The organism is Streptomyces tremellae, assembly GCF_039540215.1.
Lineage (GTDB): Bacteria > Actinomycetota > Actinomycetes > Streptomycetales > Streptomycetaceae > Streptomyces > Streptomyces tremellae.
This window is the reverse complement of record NZ_BAABEP010000148.1, coordinates 1-1,301: the sequence shown is the minus strand read 5'-3', so window position 1 is coordinate 1,301 and position 1,301 is coordinate 1. Positions and strand designations below refer to the sequence as shown.

The 1,301-nt window shown below is 66.8% G+C and carries 1 protein-coding gene; it reads left to right on the top strand.

Annotated features, from left to right (window positions below; translation table 11 throughout):
* Positions 1-1,301 (top strand): class II 3-deoxy-7-phosphoheptulonate synthase (locus ABEA77_RS33755; protein ID WP_345655969.1); only part of this gene is annotated, 1,301 nt, incomplete at both ends.

Sequence of the window (1,301 nt, the reverse complement as noted above, 5' to 3'; positions counted from 1 at the left end):
CTCCCCGCTGCGCAGCAGCCGTCGTATCCGGATCAGGAGGCGCTGCGTGCGGCGGTGGCGGAGTTGGAGGCGTGTCCGCCGCTGGTCTTCGCGGGTGAGTGTGATCTGCTGCGGTCCCGGTTGGCGGCGGTCGCGAAGGGTGAGGCGTTCCTGCTGCAGGGGGGTGACTGCGCGGAGGCGTTCGACGCGGTGTCGGCCGAGCACATCAGGGCGAAGCTGAAGACGCTGCTGCAGATGAGCGCGGTCCTCACGTATGCCGCCTCTGTGCCGGTGGTGAAGGTCGGCAGGATCGCCGGGCAGTACTCGAAGCCGCGTTCGAAGGATACCGAGACGCGGGACGGGGTGACGCTGCCGAGTTACCGGGGTGATTCCGTCAACGGGTTCGCGTTCGACGCGGCCTCGCGGGTGCCGGATCCGGCGCGGTTGACGCGGATGTACCACGCGTCGGCGTCCACTCTGAATCTGGTGCGGGCCTTCACGACGGGTGGGTACGCGGATCTGCGGCAGGTGCATGCCTGGAATCAGGACTTCGTGAAGTCCTCGCCGGCCGGGCAGCGTTACGAGCAGTTGGCCCGTGAGATCGACAACGCGCTGAACTTCATGAAGGCGTGCGGGACGGATCCGGCGGAGTTCAGGTCGGTGGAGTTCTACTCCTCGCACGAGGCGCTGCTGCTCGACTACGAGTCGGCGCTGACGCGTACGGACTCGCGTACGGGCAACCTGTACAACACGTCGGGGCACATGGTGTGGATCGGTGAGCGTACGCGTCAGCTGGACGGTGCGCATATCGAGTTCGCCTCGCGGATCCGTAACCCGCTGGGGGTCAAGCTGGGTCCGAACACGACGGTGGACGAGGCGTTGGGCTACATCGAGCGGCTGGATCCGGACCGGGAGCCGGGTCGTTTGACGTTCGTGGTGCGGATGGGTGCGGACAAGGTCCGTGACCGGTTGCCGGAGTTGGTGGAGAAGGTCACCGCGTCGGGTGCGACGGTCGCCTGGGTGACGGATCCGATGCACGGGAACACCTTCGAGGCCGCGTCCGGGCACAAGACCCGTCGTTTCGACGACGTGCTGGACGAGGTGAAGGGCTTCTTCGAGGTCCACAAGAGCCTGGGGACCCACCCGGGCGGTATCCATGTGGAGCTGACCGGCGACGATGTGACCGAGTGCGTGGGCGGCGGCGACGAGATCTTCGTCGACGACCTCCACCAGCGCTACGAGACCGCCTGCGACCCCCGCCTCAACCGCAGCCAGTCACTCGACCTCGCCTTCCTCGTCGCCGAAATGTACCGCGACCAGTA